Origin of the sequence: Kitasatospora sp. CB01950 (assembly GCF_001905465.1) — a bacterium.
GTDB lineage: Bacteria > Actinomycetota > Actinomycetes > Streptomycetales > Streptomycetaceae > Kitasatospora.
In genome coordinates this window covers 88,255-103,251 of sequence record NZ_LISX01000002.1, presented here as the reverse complement: position 1 = coordinate 103,251, position 14,997 = coordinate 88,255, and the positions used below count along the sequence as shown (strand labels likewise).

Sequence of the window (14,997 nt, the reverse complement as noted above, 5' to 3'; positions counted from 1 at the left end):
GGCCGGGGCGGCAGTCACCCGGACGTGGCAGGTTCCGGTTGCGGCAGGTTGCCGCGCGCCTCGGGCACCTTGCGCTCCAACTGCCGTACCTCCGGCACCAGCAGCACCGCTGCGGCCAGGCCCAGGCACGTCAACGCGCAGGCCCACAGCGCACCGGAGCGGCCCAGCAGGTCCGCCGCCGGGCCGGCCAGCGCGGTGCCCGCCGGCAGCAGCGCGAAGGAGCCGAAGGCGTCGTACGCGGAGATCCGCGACAGCAGCTCCTCGGGGATCTCCTGACGGAGCGCCACCATCCAGCCCACCACGAACACCGTGACGCCGACCCCGGACAGGAACATCGCCACCACGACGGGGATCAGCGGCAGTCCGAGCGCCAACGCCAGTGCGGGGAGGCCGAACAGGAACACGCCGCCGTTGCCGACCAGCAGGATCCGGCGGGGCTGCCAGCGGGCCATCAGCACCGCGCTCGCCACCATGCCGACGCTGAGCGCGGCCATCGCGGTGCCCCACGCCCCGGCGCCGCCCATCCGGTCCTCGGCGATCACCGGCCCGTACACCGTCTCGACGGCCAGCACGCAGGCGTTCATCAGGGAGAACTGCACGACGATCGCCCACAGCCAGCGGCGCGAGACGAACTCCCGCCAACCGACCCGCAGTTCGTGCACCAGGCTGGGCCCGGACTCGCGCCGCCCGCCGACCTGCGTCAGGCCGGAGCGCATCAGCGCGGCCACCGCGAAACAGGCCGCGTCGCCCGCCAGCACCCAGCCCGGATCGGCCACCGCGGCGAGCAGGCCACCGAGCGCGGCGCCGGCGATCTGCGCGCCGTTCATGCCCATCTTGAACACCGAGAGCGCCTTCGACGCGTGCTCGGCCGACACCGCCCGGAGGATCACGCCCTCGGCGGCCGGGGCGTAGAACGCCTGCCCGGCGCCGCCCGCCGCGGACAGCGCCAGCAGCGTCCACAGCGGCGGATGCCCCATCAGCACCAGCGCGGCCAGCACGCCCTGCGACACCGCGTTGAACACGTTGGCGCTCACCATCACCACGTGCCGCGGCCACCGGTCGGCCACCGCCCCGCCGATCAGCATCAGCACCACCAGCGGCACCGTCCGCGCCGCCGTCACGTACCCGACCTCGGCGGTGCCCCAGCCCGCGCCCAGCACCGCGAACGCGGTGGCGATCGGCGCGGCGGCGTTGCCCAGCCCGCTCACCACCGTCGAGGCGGTCTGGATCCGATAGTTCCTGCCGGCCCACGCCGGATAGTTGATGCCCACCGCCAGACGATGGATCGCCAACACCGGCCCTGTCCACCGAATTTCAGGGCCCCCGGCCGTCCGCGAGCGGCCCCGGCCGGAGGCTTTCGTCAGCCGAGGTGCGCCCAGAGGAAGGTGAGGGTGCGGCGCCAGGCGATGGCGGCCTGGAGGGGGTCGTAGCTGCTGGGGGTCTTCTCGTCGTTCATGAAGGCGTGGCCGGCCGGGTAGAAGTGGATCTCGGGGCGGCGGTCGGTGGCCTCGCCGATGCGGATGGCGGCCTCGTCGACGGCGGCGGCGGGCAGCGAGGCGTCCTGTTCGCCGAAGTGGCCGAGGACGTGCGCGGTCAGGCCGCGGTAGTCGTAGTCGGGGTCGCCGGGCAGGCCGTAGAACGGGACGACGGCGGCGACCCGGTCGCCCTCGGCGGCGGCGAGGCGCAGGGCGAGGCCGCCGCCCATGCAGAAGCCGACCGCGCCGATCGCGTCGCCGACCGAGCCGGGGTGCGCCAGCAGGTGGGAGACGGCCGCGGCGAGTTCCTCCGCGGCGCGTTCGGCGGGCAGTTCGCGTTTCATCCGGGCGGCGGCGTCCCGGTCGTGGGTGACGGTGCCGCCGTACAGGTCGGGCGCGAGGGCGAGGAAGCCCTCGGCGGCGAGCCGGTCGGTGAGTTCGGCGATGTGCCGGGTCAGCCCCCACCACTCCTGGATCACCAGGACTCCGGGGCCGACCCGGGCGGGCGGCACCGCCAGGTAGCCGTGCACGGTCCGGCCGGAGTGTCCGGCGAAGCTGACGTTCTGGCGGGCAGCGCCCATGGCCTCTCCGTCGGGGTGGCCGCGCGCGGCGGCGGGCAGGAAGGTTTGTCTGGCACTCTAGGCCCGAATTCGCCGCCGACTCCGGCGCGGTGAGGGTGTGTCAGGAAGTGTTCAGCCCATCTCTTCCAACGCTTTGCCCTTGGTCTCCTTGATGCAGAAGACCACGAACGGGATCGACAGCAGTGCGAAGCAGGCGTAGATCACGTACGTCGCGGACAGGTTCCAGTCCGACAGGGTCGGGAAGGAGACGGTGATCGCCCAGTTGGCGATCCACTGCGCGGACGCGGCGACCGACAGGGCCAGCGCCCGGATCGCGTTCGGGAACATCTCGCCGAGCAGCACCCACACCACCACGCCCCAGGAGAACGCGAAGCACAGCACGAAGAGGTGCGCGGCGACCAGTGCCACCACGGCGTGGGTGTTGTCGAGCGTCGCGGTGTTGCCGGTGCCGTGCCGGTAGGAGAACGCCCAGGCGGCCAACGCCAGCGCGACCGTCATGCCGGCCGAGCCGGCCAGCGCCAGCGGCTTGCGGCCGATCCGGTCGACCAGCGCCATCGCGATGACCGTGCCGATGACGTTGATGATCGAGGTGGACAGCGACAGCAGCAGAGAGTCGGACTCCTTGATGCCGACCGACTGCCACAGGAACGACGAGTAGTAGAAGATCACGTTGATGCCGACGAACTGCTGGAACACCGAGGCGCCGATGCCGACCCAGACGATCGGCAGCAGGCCGAACCGCCCGCCGAGCAGGTCCGACAGCCGCGGCTTGCGGCGGGTCTCCAGCACCCGGCGGATCTCCGCGATCCGGGCGTCCAGGTCGACGTTCGGGCCCTCGACCTCGACCAGCACCTTGCGGGCCTGCTCCTCGCGCCGGTCGGCGATCAGGTAGCGCGGCGACTCGGGGATGGACAGCGCCATCAGGCCGTACACCAGGGCGGGCACGGCCTCCACGCCGAGCATCCACTGCCAGGCCTGGATGCCCCCCAGGTGGTTGGTGGACTCGCCGCCCGCGGCCTGGTTGAGCGCCCAGTTGGCGAGCTGCGAGACGGTGATGCCGAGCACGATCGCCATCTGCTGGAACGAGGCGAGCCGGCCCCGGTAGGCGGTCGGCGCGACCTCGGCGATGTACGTCGGGGCGATCACCGAGGCGATGCCGATCGCGATGCCGCCGACCACGCGCCACACGCCCAGCACCTGGATGCTGGGCGGGAACATCGAGCCGATGCCGCTGATCGCGAACAGCGTCGCCGCCATCAGCATGGTCCGCACCCGGCCCAGGTGGTCGGCCAGCCAGCCGGCCACCACGGCGCCGGCCGCCGAGCCGAGCAGCGCGATCGCCACCACGAACGCGGTCTCGCCGTTGCCGACGCCGAAGTGCTTCTGGATGCCGGTGACCGCGCCGTTGATCACCGCACTGTCGTAGCCGAACAGGAAACCGCCCATCGCGGCGGCGGCGGAGATGAACACCACATGCCCGAGGTGCTCGTCCCGGACGGCGGAGGAGTGGGTAGCCAGTGCTCTCTCCCTACGTGACGATCCGTCCGGTGACGGGCGGACATATCCGGAGGTCATTCGACCAGCGGCTACCCCGTGACACGGCTCCGACACGCCCGCGACCGACGGGCTGTCAGTCCGACGAAGGGCCGAGCGCCGGGCGGCGGGTGCGGCGGCGCAGCATCTGGACGCGGGCCGCGGCGTCCTGCGGATTGCCGGTCGCGGCGTGCCGTTCGGCGAGGCGCTCGGCGATGTCCAACTGCCTCTCGACCGGCTTCTTGTCGTCGTACTTGAACTTCGCCCGCACCCGGCGCACCGTCAGCCGCAGCCCGCGCAGGCCGGTCAGCAGCCCGCCGTACGGGGCCGCGCCGACCGTCACCCGGTCCTCGGTGTTCTCGGGCTGGAAGTGCGCCAGCTGCCGGTTGAGGATCTCCGCCTTCTGCGCCGGGTCGTCCACCAGCTCGGCCGTGCAGGAGAACTGCACCGAGGCGTAGTAGCTGGTCGGCGTGTACGGTGCGTCGCGCCAGCGGCCCGGGGCGAAGGCGTAGTCGTCGGTGACCGCCAGCGTCACGTGCGGGTCGGCGCGCACCGCCGCCAGCAGCGGGTTGGGGGCGGCCAGGTGCAGCAGGACCTCGCCCGCCGCGACGTCCAGCAGGAAGTGCGTGGGCACCAGGACCGGGCCCTCGGGGCCGTTGGCGGCCAGCGTGCCGAAGTCCCGCCCGGCCGCCAGCCACTCCTGCCACTCGCGTTCGGTGCCGCGGTCCCAGCCCCGGATCAGCATGCCGGCCCCGCCAGGTAGCCGGGCAGCGGGAGGGACGAGTGCGGGGAGGGCTCCGGCGCGCCGTACACCGCGGAGACCGGCACCACGCCCGCCCAGTACGGCAGGCCGAGGTCCTCCTCCTCGTCGTTCACGCCGCCGGTGCGGCTCTTCGCCGACACCTGGTCCAGCTCCAGCCGGATCACCGCCGTCGCCGCCAGCTCCTTCGGGCTGCCCGGCCGGCAGTCCGCGGCGCGCCCCGGCACCACCTGCTCGACGATCGCGTCCAGCGCCGCCCGCAGCTCCTCCGGGTCGGTGACCTGGTACGCGGTGCCGTGCGCCACCACCGAGCGGTAGTTGACGGAGTGGTTGAACGCGGACTTCGCCAGCACCAGCCCGTCCAGGTGCGTCACCGTCACGCACACCGGCAGGCCCTGCTCGTCGCGGGCCCCGCGCAGCGGGCGGCTGCCGGTGGAACCGTGGATGTACAGCCGCTCGCCGACCCGCGCGTACAGCGTGGGCAGCACCACGGGCGCGCCGTCCCGGACGAAGCCCAGGTGGCACAGGTACCCGGCGTCGAGGACCGCGTGCACCGCGTCCCGGTCCCAGGAGGCCCGCTCCTTGTCCCGGGTGGGGGTGGTGAGATCGTTGCGGGCGTAGGCGTCCTTCGGCGTGTCCGACATGACAACCCCCTATGTACTAGTGCATAATTGCGTTTGTGCTAGGAGAGTATCGGATCACCGGTCGGCGGGCCAGCGAGATCGCCGCCGACGTCGAACGCGCCATCGCCGACGGACAACTGGAACCCGGCGCCGCCCTGCCACCACTGCGCGACCTGGCCGGCGAACTCGGCGTCAACCCCAACACGGTGGCCGCCGCCTACCGCCTGCTGCGCGAACGCGGCGTCATCGAGACCGCCGGCCGCCGCGGCAGCCGCATCCGCCCCCGGCCCGCCACCACCCCCCGCGACGAGGCCCGACTGCCCGTCCCGCCCGGCGCCCGCGACCTGTCCGCCGGCAACCCCGACCCCGCCCTGCTGCCCCCGCTCGGCCCCGCCCTCGCCGCCGCCGCGACCGGCCCCGCCGCGCTCTACGGCGACGCCGTCGCCGAACCCGAACTCCTCGACGGCTTCCGCGCCGAATTCCGCGCCGACGGCGCCCCCGACGGCGAACTCGCCGTCTGCTCCGGCGCGTTGGACACCATCGGCCGCGTCCTCGCCGCCACCCTGCGGACCGGCGACACCGTCGCCGTCGAAGACCCGGGCTGGGGCAGCGTCCTCGACCTGCTCCCCGCCCTCGGCCTGCGCACCGCGCCCGTCCCCGTCGACGACGAAGGCCCGCTCCCCGCCGCCGTCGCCGCCGCCCTCGACGCCGGCGCCCGCGCCCTGATCGTCACCAGCCGCGCCCAGAACCCCACCGGCGCCGCCCTCACCCCCGCCCGCGCCGCCGCGCTGCGCACCGTCCTCGCCGCCCGCCCGCACACCGTGCTGATCGAGGACGACCACGGGCACGGCATGGTCGACCAGCCCTTCCAGTCGCTCGCCGCCGACGGCCGCGGCGCCGCCACCGTCCACCACTGGGCGCTGATCCGCTCCGCCGCCAAGGCCCTCGGGCCCGACCTGCGGGTCGCCGTCCTCACCGGCGACGCCGACACCGTCGCCCGGGTCCTCGGCCGCCAGCGCCTGGACGTCGGCTGGGTCAGCCACCTGCTGCAACGCGCCGTCGTCGAACTGCGCCGCACCGACGCCGCGCCCGCCGCGACCGTCGCCGCCGCCTACCGGGCCCGGCGCGACGCGCTGCTCGGCGCGCTCGCCGCGCACGGCATCCGCGCCCACGGGGAGAGCGGCCTCAACGTGTGGGTGCCCGTCCCCGACGAGACCGCCGTCGCCGCCGCCCTCCTCCACCACGGCTGGGTGGTCGCCCCCGGCTCCCGCTTTCGCCTTGCCTCCCCGCCCGCCGTCCGCATCTCCGTCGCCACCCTCCACCCCGCCGAAGCCCCCGCCCTCGCCACCGCCGTCGCCGCCGCCCTCCACGGCCCGCCCCACGCCTCCCGCGTCACCTGACCCGCCGCCGTACGAAGTCGACGGACCCGAAGCGCCTCCTCGCCGTCGACTGGACCTGCTGGACGTGCTGTGACGAAGCCCCCGTCCGGGGCGGGCGGGGGCTTGTGAGGGGGCGGGGCGGTCAGTCCTTGGCGAGGAGGGCCTGGGCGTGTTCGCGGACCTGGTCGCGGGAGAGGTAGGCGTCGGTGTACTCGAAGTCGCGCAGGCGGGCGGGCTGGCGGGCCAGGAAGCCGGTGCGGACGAAGTCGTCGCCGGCGGTGGCGTTCAGCAGCCAATTCGCGCTGGTGCGGTACTTCGCGGAGTTGGTGCGCATCGCCATCACGTGGTAGCCGCGGGCCACCAACTGGGCGGGCAGGCCGTGCAGTTCGACGCCCATCGGCTTGGATACCGCGTCCTTGCCGCCGAGGTCGACGACCAGGCCCAGGTCCTTGTGGAAGTACGGCTGCAGCGGCTGGTTGCGCACCGCCGCCACCAGGTTCTCGGCGACCCGCTTGCCCTGCCGGGCCGAGTGCTGCGCGGTCGGCGGGCAGACCGCGCCGTCGCCCTTGGCGAGGTCCGGCACCGCGGCGGCGTCGCCGAGCGCGAACACGCCCTCGAACTGCGGCACCCGCATCTCCGCGGTCACCGCGAGGCGTCCGCGCACCGTCTCCGCGTCCAGGGTGCCGATCAGCGGCGACGCGGCCACGCCCGCCGTCCAGATCAGTGTCCGGCAGGGCAGCGTGCGGCCGTCGGTGAACTTCACCGTCTCCGCGCCGACCTCCGCGACCGAGACGCCCAGCGACACGTCCACGCCGCGCTTGCGGAGGATCTCCATCGCGGTCTGGCCGAGCTTGTCGCCCAGCTCGGGCATCAACTTCGGTGCGATGTCGATCAGATGCCACTTGATCAGGTCCGGGTCGAGGCGCGGGTAGCGCTTGATCGCCGCCGTGGTCAGCCGTTGGAGGCAGGCCGCCGTCTCGGTGCCCGCGTAGCCGCCGCCGACCACCACGAACTGGAGCCGGGAGGCCCGTTCCTGCTCGTCCATCGACGCGGACGCCAGGTCGAGTTGGGCGATCACGTGGTCGCGGATGTACGTCGCCTCGGCGAGCGTCTTCATGCCGCGCGCGTAGTCGGGCAGGCCCGGGATGTCGAAGGTCCGGGTGACGCTGCCCGGCGCCAGCACCAGGTAGTCGTACTTCTCCGCGACCACCTCGTCGGTGATCTTGCGGACCACGGCGACCTTGGAGCGCGGATCGATGCCGATCGCCCCGCCGGGGACTATGTGCGTGCGGTTCAGCGTGCGGCGCAGCGAGATCGCCACCGACTGCGGGGTCAGCACCCCGGCCGCGACGTGCGGCAGCAGCGGCAGGTACAGCTGGTAACTGAACGGCGTGACCAGCGAGATCTCCGCCTCGGAGGGGGCGAGCTTGCGCTCCAGACGGCGCGCGCACTCCAGCCCGGCGAAGCCGCCGCCGACGATCAGGATCCGAGGTCGTTCCATCGTTCATCCCCTACGTGTGCGGGTCCGTGAACTGCGTCCGTGCCGACGGGAGCGGCTCAAGGACGACTGCTGGCCACACTCGCACGGGCCCACGGCGGGTGCATCTCCAACCGCTCCCGGGCCGTGGCCGCCCACGGGGGCCGCTAGGCTGTCGGGATGCTCTCCGAGGTGACGGCCGTCCGCTACGCGACGCCGCTGCGCGAAGGCGGTTCGATGCCGGGCCTGATCGAGGCCGACGACCGCCGCCTGTACGTGCTGAAATGGGTCGGCGCGGCCCAGGGCCGCAAGGCGCTGGTCGCCGAGGTACTGGCCGGGGAACTCGGCCGCCGGCTCGGCCTGGCGGTGCCCGAACTCGCCCTGGTCGCCCTCGACCCGGTGCTCGCCCGCAGCGAGCCCGAGGTGCAGATCCAGGACCAGATGCGGGCCAGCGGCGGCACCAACCTCGGCATGGCCTACGTCTCCGGGGCGCTGAACTTCGACCCGCTCTGCTTCGACGTGGACACCGACACCGCCGCCCGGGTGCTCTGGTTCGACGCCCTGATCGGCAACGTCGACCGGTCCTGGCGCAACCCCAACCTGCTGGTCGCCACCGGGGGCCTGCGGCTCATCGACCACGGCGCCAGCCTGATCTTCCACCACAGCTGGACGCGCGCCGAGGCCTGGCGCCGCAAGCCCTACGACGCCTCCGACCACGCCCTGCGGCACGCCGTCGGCCACCTGCCGAAGGTCGACGCCGACCTCGCCGACCTCGCCGAGGCCGCGCTGCCCGCCGCCGTCGCCGCCGTCCCCGACGTGTGGCTGGTCGACGAACCGGGCTTCGAGACGCCCGAGGACGTCCGCGCCGCCTACGTCGAGCAGCTCACCGCCCGCCTCGCCGGGCCCCGCGACTGGCTCCCGGAGGTGGCCGGCTGATGGACCAGCACCCCAAGGACTACGAGTACGCGCTGATCCGCGCCGTCCCCCGGGTCGAACGCGGCGAGTGCGTCAACATCGGCGTCCTGCTGTACTGCCGCGACTCCGGCTACCTCGGCGCCCGCACCCACCTCGACCAGGGCCGGCTGCTCGCCCTCGACCCGGTCGCCGACGCGGCCGGCGTGCGGCGCGCCCTGCGCGGCATCGAGGCGGTCTGCGAGGGCGGCGAGGCCGCCGGGCCGGCCGCCGCCGACAGCCCCGGCCAGCGCTTCCGCTGGCTGACCGCGCCGCGCAGCGCCGTCGTCCAGCCAGGCCCCGTGCACACCGGGCTGACCGTCGACCCGGACGCGGAACTCCACCACCTGTTCGACCGTCTGGTGCTGTAACCCGCACCGTTTCTCCGACCCCCCGACATACTTGCCTCGCTCAATACTGGAGGTACTGAAACGATGGGCGTACCCTGACCGCCATGGGCAGCACCACAGGCACCGGCACCGCACCCTCCACCACCGAACTGATGGAGCAGGTCGCGGCCGTCGGCGCGGCCTACTTCCAGGACTTCGCCGCCGCAGCGGCCCGCCACGGCCTCAACTCCTCACAGGCCAAAGCACTCAAGGCCGTCCTCGAACCCGTCCCGATGCGCGCCCTCGCCGGCCGCCTCGGCTGCGACGCCTCCAACGTCACCGGCATCGTCGACCGCCTCGAAGCACTCGGCCTCGCCCACCGCGAAGCCGCCGCCGCCGACCGCCGCGTCAAGATCGTCACCATCACCGACGAGGGCCGCGCCGTCCTCGACCGGATCCGCGACGACATGACCCGCGCCCGCCAGGCCTTCGACAGCCTCGACACCGAGCAACGCACCGCCCTGTCCCGGCTCTGCCAACAGGTCCTGCCGCTGCTGCGCCCCTGACCGTCCGTCCGGGCATCCAGGGCCGGACAGGCCCTACACTCACCGGATGCACCAGGCGAACGGATGGACCTCGACCGGGCTGCGCTGGCTGGACGGCGCACCCCGGCTCACCGCCACCGACGGCACCACCAGGCACGACCGGCCGCTCACCGACGGGCTCCCCGTCGCCTGGCGGATCGCCGGCCCGCGCCGCTGCACCGGCGCCACCACCGCGCGCGGCCACCGCCCCTGCCCGCACCGGGCCGCCATCGAACCCGACGGCACCACCACCCAGTGCCCCACCTGCCAGAACGCCGACCGAGGCCTGCAACTCGCCCGCGACCGCATCCTCGACGACGGCCGCACCTACCGCCTCTACCTCGCCTGGTTCGGCCCCGGCCTGCTCAAGGTCGGCCTCACCGCCGAGGAACGCGGCACCGTCCGCCTGCTCGAACAGGCCGCCCTCACCTGGACGTTCCTCGCCCACGGACCGCTGCCCGCCGTCCGCCGCGCCGAACTCGCCCTCGCCCACGCCAAACTGGCCCGCGAACGGATCCCCGCCGCCGCCAAGTACCCCGCCTGGTGGGCACTCTCCAACCCCGCCGACCGGCACGCCGAACTCACCGCCGGCCGCACCCGCGCCCTGGCACTGCTCGACCGTCAACCGCCCGCGGGGCACCCGCTCACCCTGCTGCCCGAACACCCCGTCACCGACCAGGTCGAGCTGTACGGCCTCACCGACGGCGCCCCCGAGCAGTACCAGCAGGTCAAAGCAGTCAGCGACGGCGCCCGCCTGACCGGCCGACTGCGCCGGCCGATCGGCGGCCACCTCTTCCTCGACCCGCCCGCCGGGCCCCCGCTGCTCCTCGACACCCGCCTGCTCACCGGCTGGACCCTGCACACCGAGGCCGCCGACAGCTGCGACGGCCTCACCCTGCTGCCCCGGGCCCGCCCCGCCGCCGAGCAGGACACGCTGTTCTGAGCCGCCGGTCGGCCGGTCAGTGCTTCTTCCGGGCCTCCTGCTTGCCGCGCGCGCCCACCGCCGCCAACGTCATGTCCTGCGCCTGCGACTTCAGGTTCTTGTAGCCGTACCCGCGGTCCGTCAGCCACAGCTCCGCCGCCGTCTCGGCCCGCACCGACGCCGCCACGACGTCCTCCTCCGCCTCCCCGTACTCCAGGAACCGGAAGGTGAAGAACGGACGCGCCGACAGGTCGTACGTCAGGTGCCCCTCGTCGGTGAACTTCGCCTGCAGCACATCGTGCTCGGCCGCCTCGGCGGTCAGCTCGGCGTGCTGCTCGGCGGTGAGGGCGTCGAAGGAACCGCGCACCATGATTCGGAACGTACGAGTCGTCATGGCGGGACCCTAACCCGGCCGGCCCGCCCGCTTCACCCCATTTTCGCCCGCCCCGCCGTTTCGAACGCCGCCCCCAGCGGCTCCGGCAGCGGACCGTGGTGGGCGACGGTCAGCCGGCGGGTGGCCCGGGTCAGCGCGACGTACAGGTCGTGGCCGCCGCGCGGGGACTGCGCCCGGATCGCCGCCGGATCGGCCACCACCACCGCGTCGAACTCCAGGCCCTTGCACTGCGCCGCACTCAGCGCCCCCAGGTGCGCCAACTCCGCCAGCCGCCCGTCCGGCACCACCAGACCCGTGGTCCCCGGCCCGTCCTGGGCCAGCAGGGCCGGCAGCTGCGCCGCGTAGTCCGTGACGGCGACCGCCCGCGGCCGTTCCCCGTCCGCCCGTACCGACTCGGGGGCCACCGCCGCCGGATCGACGGCCGCGAGCCACGCCGCCGCCACCGCCATGATCGGCGCCGGGGTGCGGTAGTTGACGGTCAGCCGCTCCTCCCGCCAGCGGGTGCCCAGGTAGCGGCCCAGCATCTCCTGCCAGTCCCGCGCGCCCGCCGCCGAGGAGGTCTGCGCCAGATCGCCCACCACCGTCAGCGAACGGGTCGGGATCCGCCGCATCACCATCCGCCAGGCCAGCGCCGACAACTCCTGCGCCTCGTCCACCACCACGTGCCCGAACGTCCACTCCCGGTCCGCCGCCGCCCGCTCCGCGGTCGACCGGTACGGCCCGTCGTCGGCGTGCCGCCCGGCCAGCGCCGCGGCGTCCAAGTCGCCCTCCTGGCCGGTCACCTGGAGCACCCCTCGGGCGTACGCCTCGGCATCGGCCCGCTGCCGGCCCTGCGCGGCGGCGGCCCGGCGCCGCTCCGCGCCGTCGCTGCCGAGCAGTTCGGCGGCCTCGTCCAGCAGCGGGACGTCCTCCACCGTCCACGGCGCGCCCGGCGGGCGGTGCAGGGCGGCGCGTTCGACGGGGGACAGGGACGGGGCGAGGCGCTCGGGGTCGGCGAGCAGCGACTCGACGAGCTGCTGCGGCGTCAGCAGCGGCCACAGCGCGTCCAGGGCGGCGCGGACCTCCGGCTCGGCCCACAGCTCGCCCGGCGCGTAGCGGGCCTCCTCCTCGTCCCAGGGGCGGCCGAGCGCGTCCGCGCGGGTGCGGGCCAGGCTGCGCAGGGCGGCCCGCAGGAACTCGGCGCGGGCCGCGTTGTGCGGCAGCCGCAGGCCCCGGGCGCGCTCCCGGGCGGCGGCCAGCAGCCGGCGGGGGAGCGGCAGGTCGAGGGCGGCGAGCAGGCCGTCCCCGGCGGGCAGCCGCTGGTGCAGGCGCACCGCCTCGGCGAGGACGTCCGCCATCCGCTCCGAACCCTTCAGGAAAGCGCTTTCCGGTTGGTCCGTGTCAACCGCGCGCACCCCCGGGAACAGCTCGCCGGGGGTGCGCAGCAGCACCTCGGTCTCGCCGAGCGAGGGCAGCACCTGCTCGATGTAGCGCAGGAACGCCGGGTTCGGGCCGATCACCAGCACGCCGCGCCGCTCCAGCACCTCCCGGTGGGTGTACAGCAGGTAGGCGGCCCGGTGCAGGGCGGCCACCGTCTTGCCGGTGCCCGGACCGCCGTGCACCACCACCGCGCCGTGCAGCCCCGAGCGGATCACCCGGTCCTGCTCGGCCTGGATGGTCGCCACCACCTCGCGCATCCGTCCCGTCCGGGTCCGGCGCAGCTCGGCCAGCAGCGCGGCCTCGCCGACCAGGGTGCGGCGGCCCTCGGCGTCCAGCGCGTCCAGGTCGAACGCCTCGTCGTCCAGGCCGACCACCCGCCGGCCCTCGGTGCGCAGGTGGCGGCGGCGCAGCAGGCCGGCCGGGTCGGCGGCGCTCGCGGTGTAGAACGGGCGGGCGGCCGGGGCCCGCCAGTCCAGCAGCAGCGGTTCGAACTCCTCGTCCAGCAGCCCGATCCGGCCGATCCGGTGGACGGCGCCGTCGAGGCCGTCGATCCGGCCGAAGCACAGGCCGCGTTCGACGGCGGTCAGCCGGGCCAGCCGGCGGGTGCGTTCGGCGAGCACCACCTCCTGCTCGATCCGGGCCTGCCGGGTGCCGCCCGGCCCGAGGTGCGCGTCGGCGGCCTGCTCCAGCGCGCTGCGAGCCCGCTCGCGGGCGGCGTCCAGGTGGGCGTACAGCTCCGTCAACCGGCGCTGCTCGGTGCGGAGTTCGGCGGCGAGGACGGCGTCGCTTGCCAGATCTTGAGTCAACGTGATATCCTTGCGGAGGAGGAGTTCTTTGCACGGATTGGCATTGGTGCTCAACCGGCCATGCTACCCGCCCGCACGGCGGAGGCGCTGCATTCCCGCCTGACCTCGACTGTTAGGCTTGCGAAGCGTGAGCGCGAAGCCCAAGATCCCCAATGTCCTGGCCTCCCGGTACGCCTCGGCGACCCTGGCCCAGCTGTGGTCCCCCGAGCACAAGGTGGTGCTTGAGCGCCACCTGTGGCTGGCCGTCCTGAAGGCCCAGCAGGACCTCGGCATCGAGGTGCCGGCCACCGCGATCGCCGACTACGAGCGCGTCGTCGACCAGGTCGACCTGGCGTCCATCGCCGCCCGCGAGAAGGTCACCCGGCACGACGTGAAGGCCCGCATCGAGGAGTTCTCCGAACTCGCCGGGCACGAGCAGATCCACAAGGGCATGACCTCGCGCGACCTCACCGAGAACGTCGAGCAGCTGCAGATCCGCCAGTCCCTGGAGCACGTCCGCGACCGCACGGTCGCCGTCCTGGTCCGCCTCGGCCGGCTCTCCGCCCAGTACGGCGAGCTCGTGATGGCCGGCCGTTCGCACAACGTCGCCGCGCAGGCCACCACCCTCGGCAAGCGCTTCGCGACCGCCGCCGACGAGATCCTGGTCGCCTTCGCCCGCCTGGAAGAGCTGATCGCCCGCTACCCGCTGCGCGGCGTCAAGGGCCCGGTCGGCACCTCGCAGGACATGCTCGACCTGCTGGCCGGCGACGCCGACAAGCTCGCCGAGCTGGAGCGCCGGGTCGCCGGCCACCTCGGCTTCGACAACGTCTTCACCTCGGTCGGCCAGGTCTACCCGCGCTCGCTCGACTACGACGTCGTCTCCACCCTGGTCCAGCTCTCCGCCGGCCCGTCCAGCATCGCCAAGACGATCCGCCTGATGGCCGGCCACGAGCTGGTCACCGAGGGCTTCAAGGCCGGCCAGGTCGGCTCCTCGGCGATGCCGCACAAGATGAACACCCGCTCCTGCGAGCGCGTCAACGGCCTCGCCGTCATCCTGCGCGGCTACGCCTCGATGACCGCCGAGCTCGGCGGCGACCAGTGGAACGAGGGCGACGTCTCCTGCTCCGTGGTGCGCCGCGTCGCGCTGCCGGACGCGTTCTTCGCCTTCGACGGCCTGCTGGAGACCTTCCTGACCGTCCTCGACGAGTTCGGCGCCTTCCCCGCCGTCATCGAGGCCGAGCTCGACCGCTACCTGCCGTTCCTGGCCACCACCAAGGTCCTGATGGCGGCCGTCCGGGCCGGCGTCGGCCGGGAGACCGCGCACGAGGTCATCAAGGAGCACGCCGTCGCCGCCGCCCTGGCGATGCGCGAGGGCGCCCGCGAGAACACCCTCGTCCCGGCGCTCGCCGCCGACGCCCGCATCCCGCTCGACCACGAGGCGATCGACGCGCTGCTGGCCGACCGCCTCTCCTTCACCGGCGCCGCCGCCGCCCAGGTCGGCGAACTCGTCCGCCGCATCGAGGCCGTCGCCGCCGCCCACCCGGAGGCCGCCAAGTACGCCCCGGGCGACATTCTCTGACGCCCCGGGTGCCCTGCATGCTCAACTGCCCGTCCCCGACGCCGAGTCGGGGACGGGCAGTGCGCTACCGGGGCCCCTTGGCAACGGTCGTCAAGGCGTCGTAGGGTCGGGACGCGGCCACGCTGTGCGAGCGATCGGCCGGATTCGGAGCGGGGGACGGGGCGTTCCGGTCCGATTGTGCGACCTGGCCGTCAACCGGCCGGGGC

Annotated in this window: 14 protein-coding genes; 6 read left to right on the top strand and 8 right to left on the bottom strand. The window is 73.9% G+C overall.

Annotated features, from left to right (window positions below):
- Nucleotides 1-14: 14 nt before the first annotated feature.
- The 5 genes from AMK19_RS05185 to AMK19_RS05165 form a co-directional block, all read right to left on the bottom strand.
- A complete protein-coding gene (locus AMK19_RS05185; protein ID WP_443134988.1) occupies nucleotides 15-1,295 on the bottom strand; it encodes an MFS transporter in 1,281 nt (426 codons plus the stop codon).
- Between the two features lie 65 nt (nucleotides 1,296-1,360).
- Nucleotides 1,361-2,056 (bottom strand): dienelactone hydrolase family protein, encoded by a 696-nt coding sequence (locus tag AMK19_RS05180; protein ID WP_073808527.1) that lies wholly within the window; start codon nucleotides 2,054-2,056, stop codon nucleotides 1,361-1,363.
- Between the two features lie 111 nt (nucleotides 2,057-2,167).
- Nucleotides 2,168-3,529, bottom strand: a complete 1,362-nt coding sequence (locus AMK19_RS05175; protein ID WP_274536954.1) for a sugar porter family MFS transporter — start codon at nucleotides 3,527-3,529, stop codon at nucleotides 2,168-2,170.
- A 157-nt stretch (nucleotides 3,530-3,686) separates the two neighbouring features.
- Nucleotides 3,687-4,334: an FMN-binding negative transcriptional regulator gene (locus tag AMK19_RS05170; RefSeq protein WP_073808526.1), complete on the bottom strand. Its 648-nt coding sequence runs from the start codon at nucleotides 4,332-4,334 to the stop codon at nucleotides 3,687-3,689.
- Nucleotides 4,328-4,993 (bottom strand): pyridoxamine 5'-phosphate oxidase family protein, encoded by a 666-nt coding sequence (locus tag AMK19_RS05165; protein ID WP_073808524.1) that lies wholly within the window; start codon nucleotides 4,991-4,993, stop codon nucleotides 4,328-4,330. Before AMK19_RS05165 ends, AMK19_RS05170 begins: the two co-directional genes overlap by 7 nt.
- 35 nt (nucleotides 4,994-5,028) lie before the next feature.
- Between AMK19_RS05165 and AMK19_RS05160 the strand changes: the two genes are divergently transcribed.
- Complete coding sequence (locus AMK19_RS05160) at nucleotides 5,029-6,372, top strand: aminotransferase class I/II-fold pyridoxal phosphate-dependent enzyme (RefSeq protein WP_073808523.1); 1,344 nt, start codon at nucleotides 5,029-5,031, stop codon at nucleotides 6,370-6,372.
- Between the two features lie 121 nt (nucleotides 6,373-6,493).
- Here AMK19_RS05160 and AMK19_RS05155 read toward each other — a convergent pair whose 3' ends face one another.
- Nucleotides 6,494-7,852 (bottom strand): NAD(P)/FAD-dependent oxidoreductase, encoded by a 1,359-nt coding sequence (locus AMK19_RS05155; RefSeq protein WP_073808521.1) that lies wholly within the window; start codon nucleotides 7,850-7,852, stop codon nucleotides 6,494-6,496.
- 156 nt (nucleotides 7,853-8,008) lie between these two features.
- Here AMK19_RS05155 and AMK19_RS05150 point away from each other — a divergent pair, with 156 nt between their 5' ends.
- The 4 genes from AMK19_RS05150 to AMK19_RS05135 all read left to right on the top strand — a co-directional run bounded on the left by AMK19_RS05150 (nucleotide 8,009) and on the right by AMK19_RS05135 (nucleotide 10,635).
- Nucleotides 8,009-8,764: a HipA family kinase gene (locus AMK19_RS05150; RefSeq protein ID WP_073808520.1), complete on the top strand. Its 756-nt coding sequence runs from the start codon at nucleotides 8,009-8,011 to the stop codon at nucleotides 8,762-8,764.
- Nucleotides 8,764-9,150, top strand: coding sequence for a DUF3037 domain-containing protein (locus AMK19_RS05145; protein ID WP_083646509.1), 387 nt, complete (start codon nucleotides 8,764-8,766; stop codon nucleotides 9,148-9,150). Before AMK19_RS05150 ends, AMK19_RS05145 begins: the two co-directional genes overlap by 1 nt.
- An 83-nt stretch (nucleotides 9,151-9,233) precedes the next feature.
- Nucleotides 9,234-9,674 (top strand): MarR family winged helix-turn-helix transcriptional regulator, encoded by a 441-nt coding sequence (locus AMK19_RS05140; protein WP_073808518.1) that lies wholly within the window; start codon nucleotides 9,234-9,236, stop codon nucleotides 9,672-9,674.
- Between the two features lie 46 nt (nucleotides 9,675-9,720).
- Nucleotides 9,721-10,635 carry a DUF2797 domain-containing protein gene (locus tag AMK19_RS05135; protein ID WP_073808517.1) on the top strand — a complete coding sequence of 305 codons (915 nt, stop codon included), beginning with the start codon at nucleotides 9,721-9,723 and terminating at the stop codon, nucleotides 10,633-10,635.
- Nucleotides 10,636-10,651: 16 nt separating this feature from the next.
- On the opposite strand, the gene AMK19_RS05130 is transcribed toward AMK19_RS05135, so the two are convergent.
- Together AMK19_RS05130 and AMK19_RS05125 are read right to left on the bottom strand one after the other, a co-directional pair.
- Complete coding sequence (locus AMK19_RS05130; RefSeq protein WP_073808515.1) at nucleotides 10,652-11,008, bottom strand: DUF6204 family protein; 357 nt, start codon at nucleotides 11,006-11,008, stop codon at nucleotides 10,652-10,654.
- A 32-nt stretch (nucleotides 11,009-11,040) separates the two neighbouring features.
- Nucleotides 11,041-13,233, bottom strand: a complete 2,193-nt coding sequence (locus AMK19_RS05125) for a HelD family protein (protein ID WP_241844255.1) — start codon at nucleotides 13,231-13,233, stop codon at nucleotides 11,041-11,043.
- A 118-nt stretch (nucleotides 13,234-13,351) separates the two neighbouring features.
- Here AMK19_RS05125 and purB point away from each other — a divergent pair, with 118 nt between their 5' ends.
- Complete coding sequence (gene purB / locus AMK19_RS05120) at nucleotides 13,352-14,791, top strand: adenylosuccinate lyase (protein ID WP_198953218.1); 1,440 nt, start codon at nucleotides 13,352-13,354, stop codon at nucleotides 14,789-14,791.
- Nucleotides 14,792-14,997: the final 206 nt, after the last annotated feature.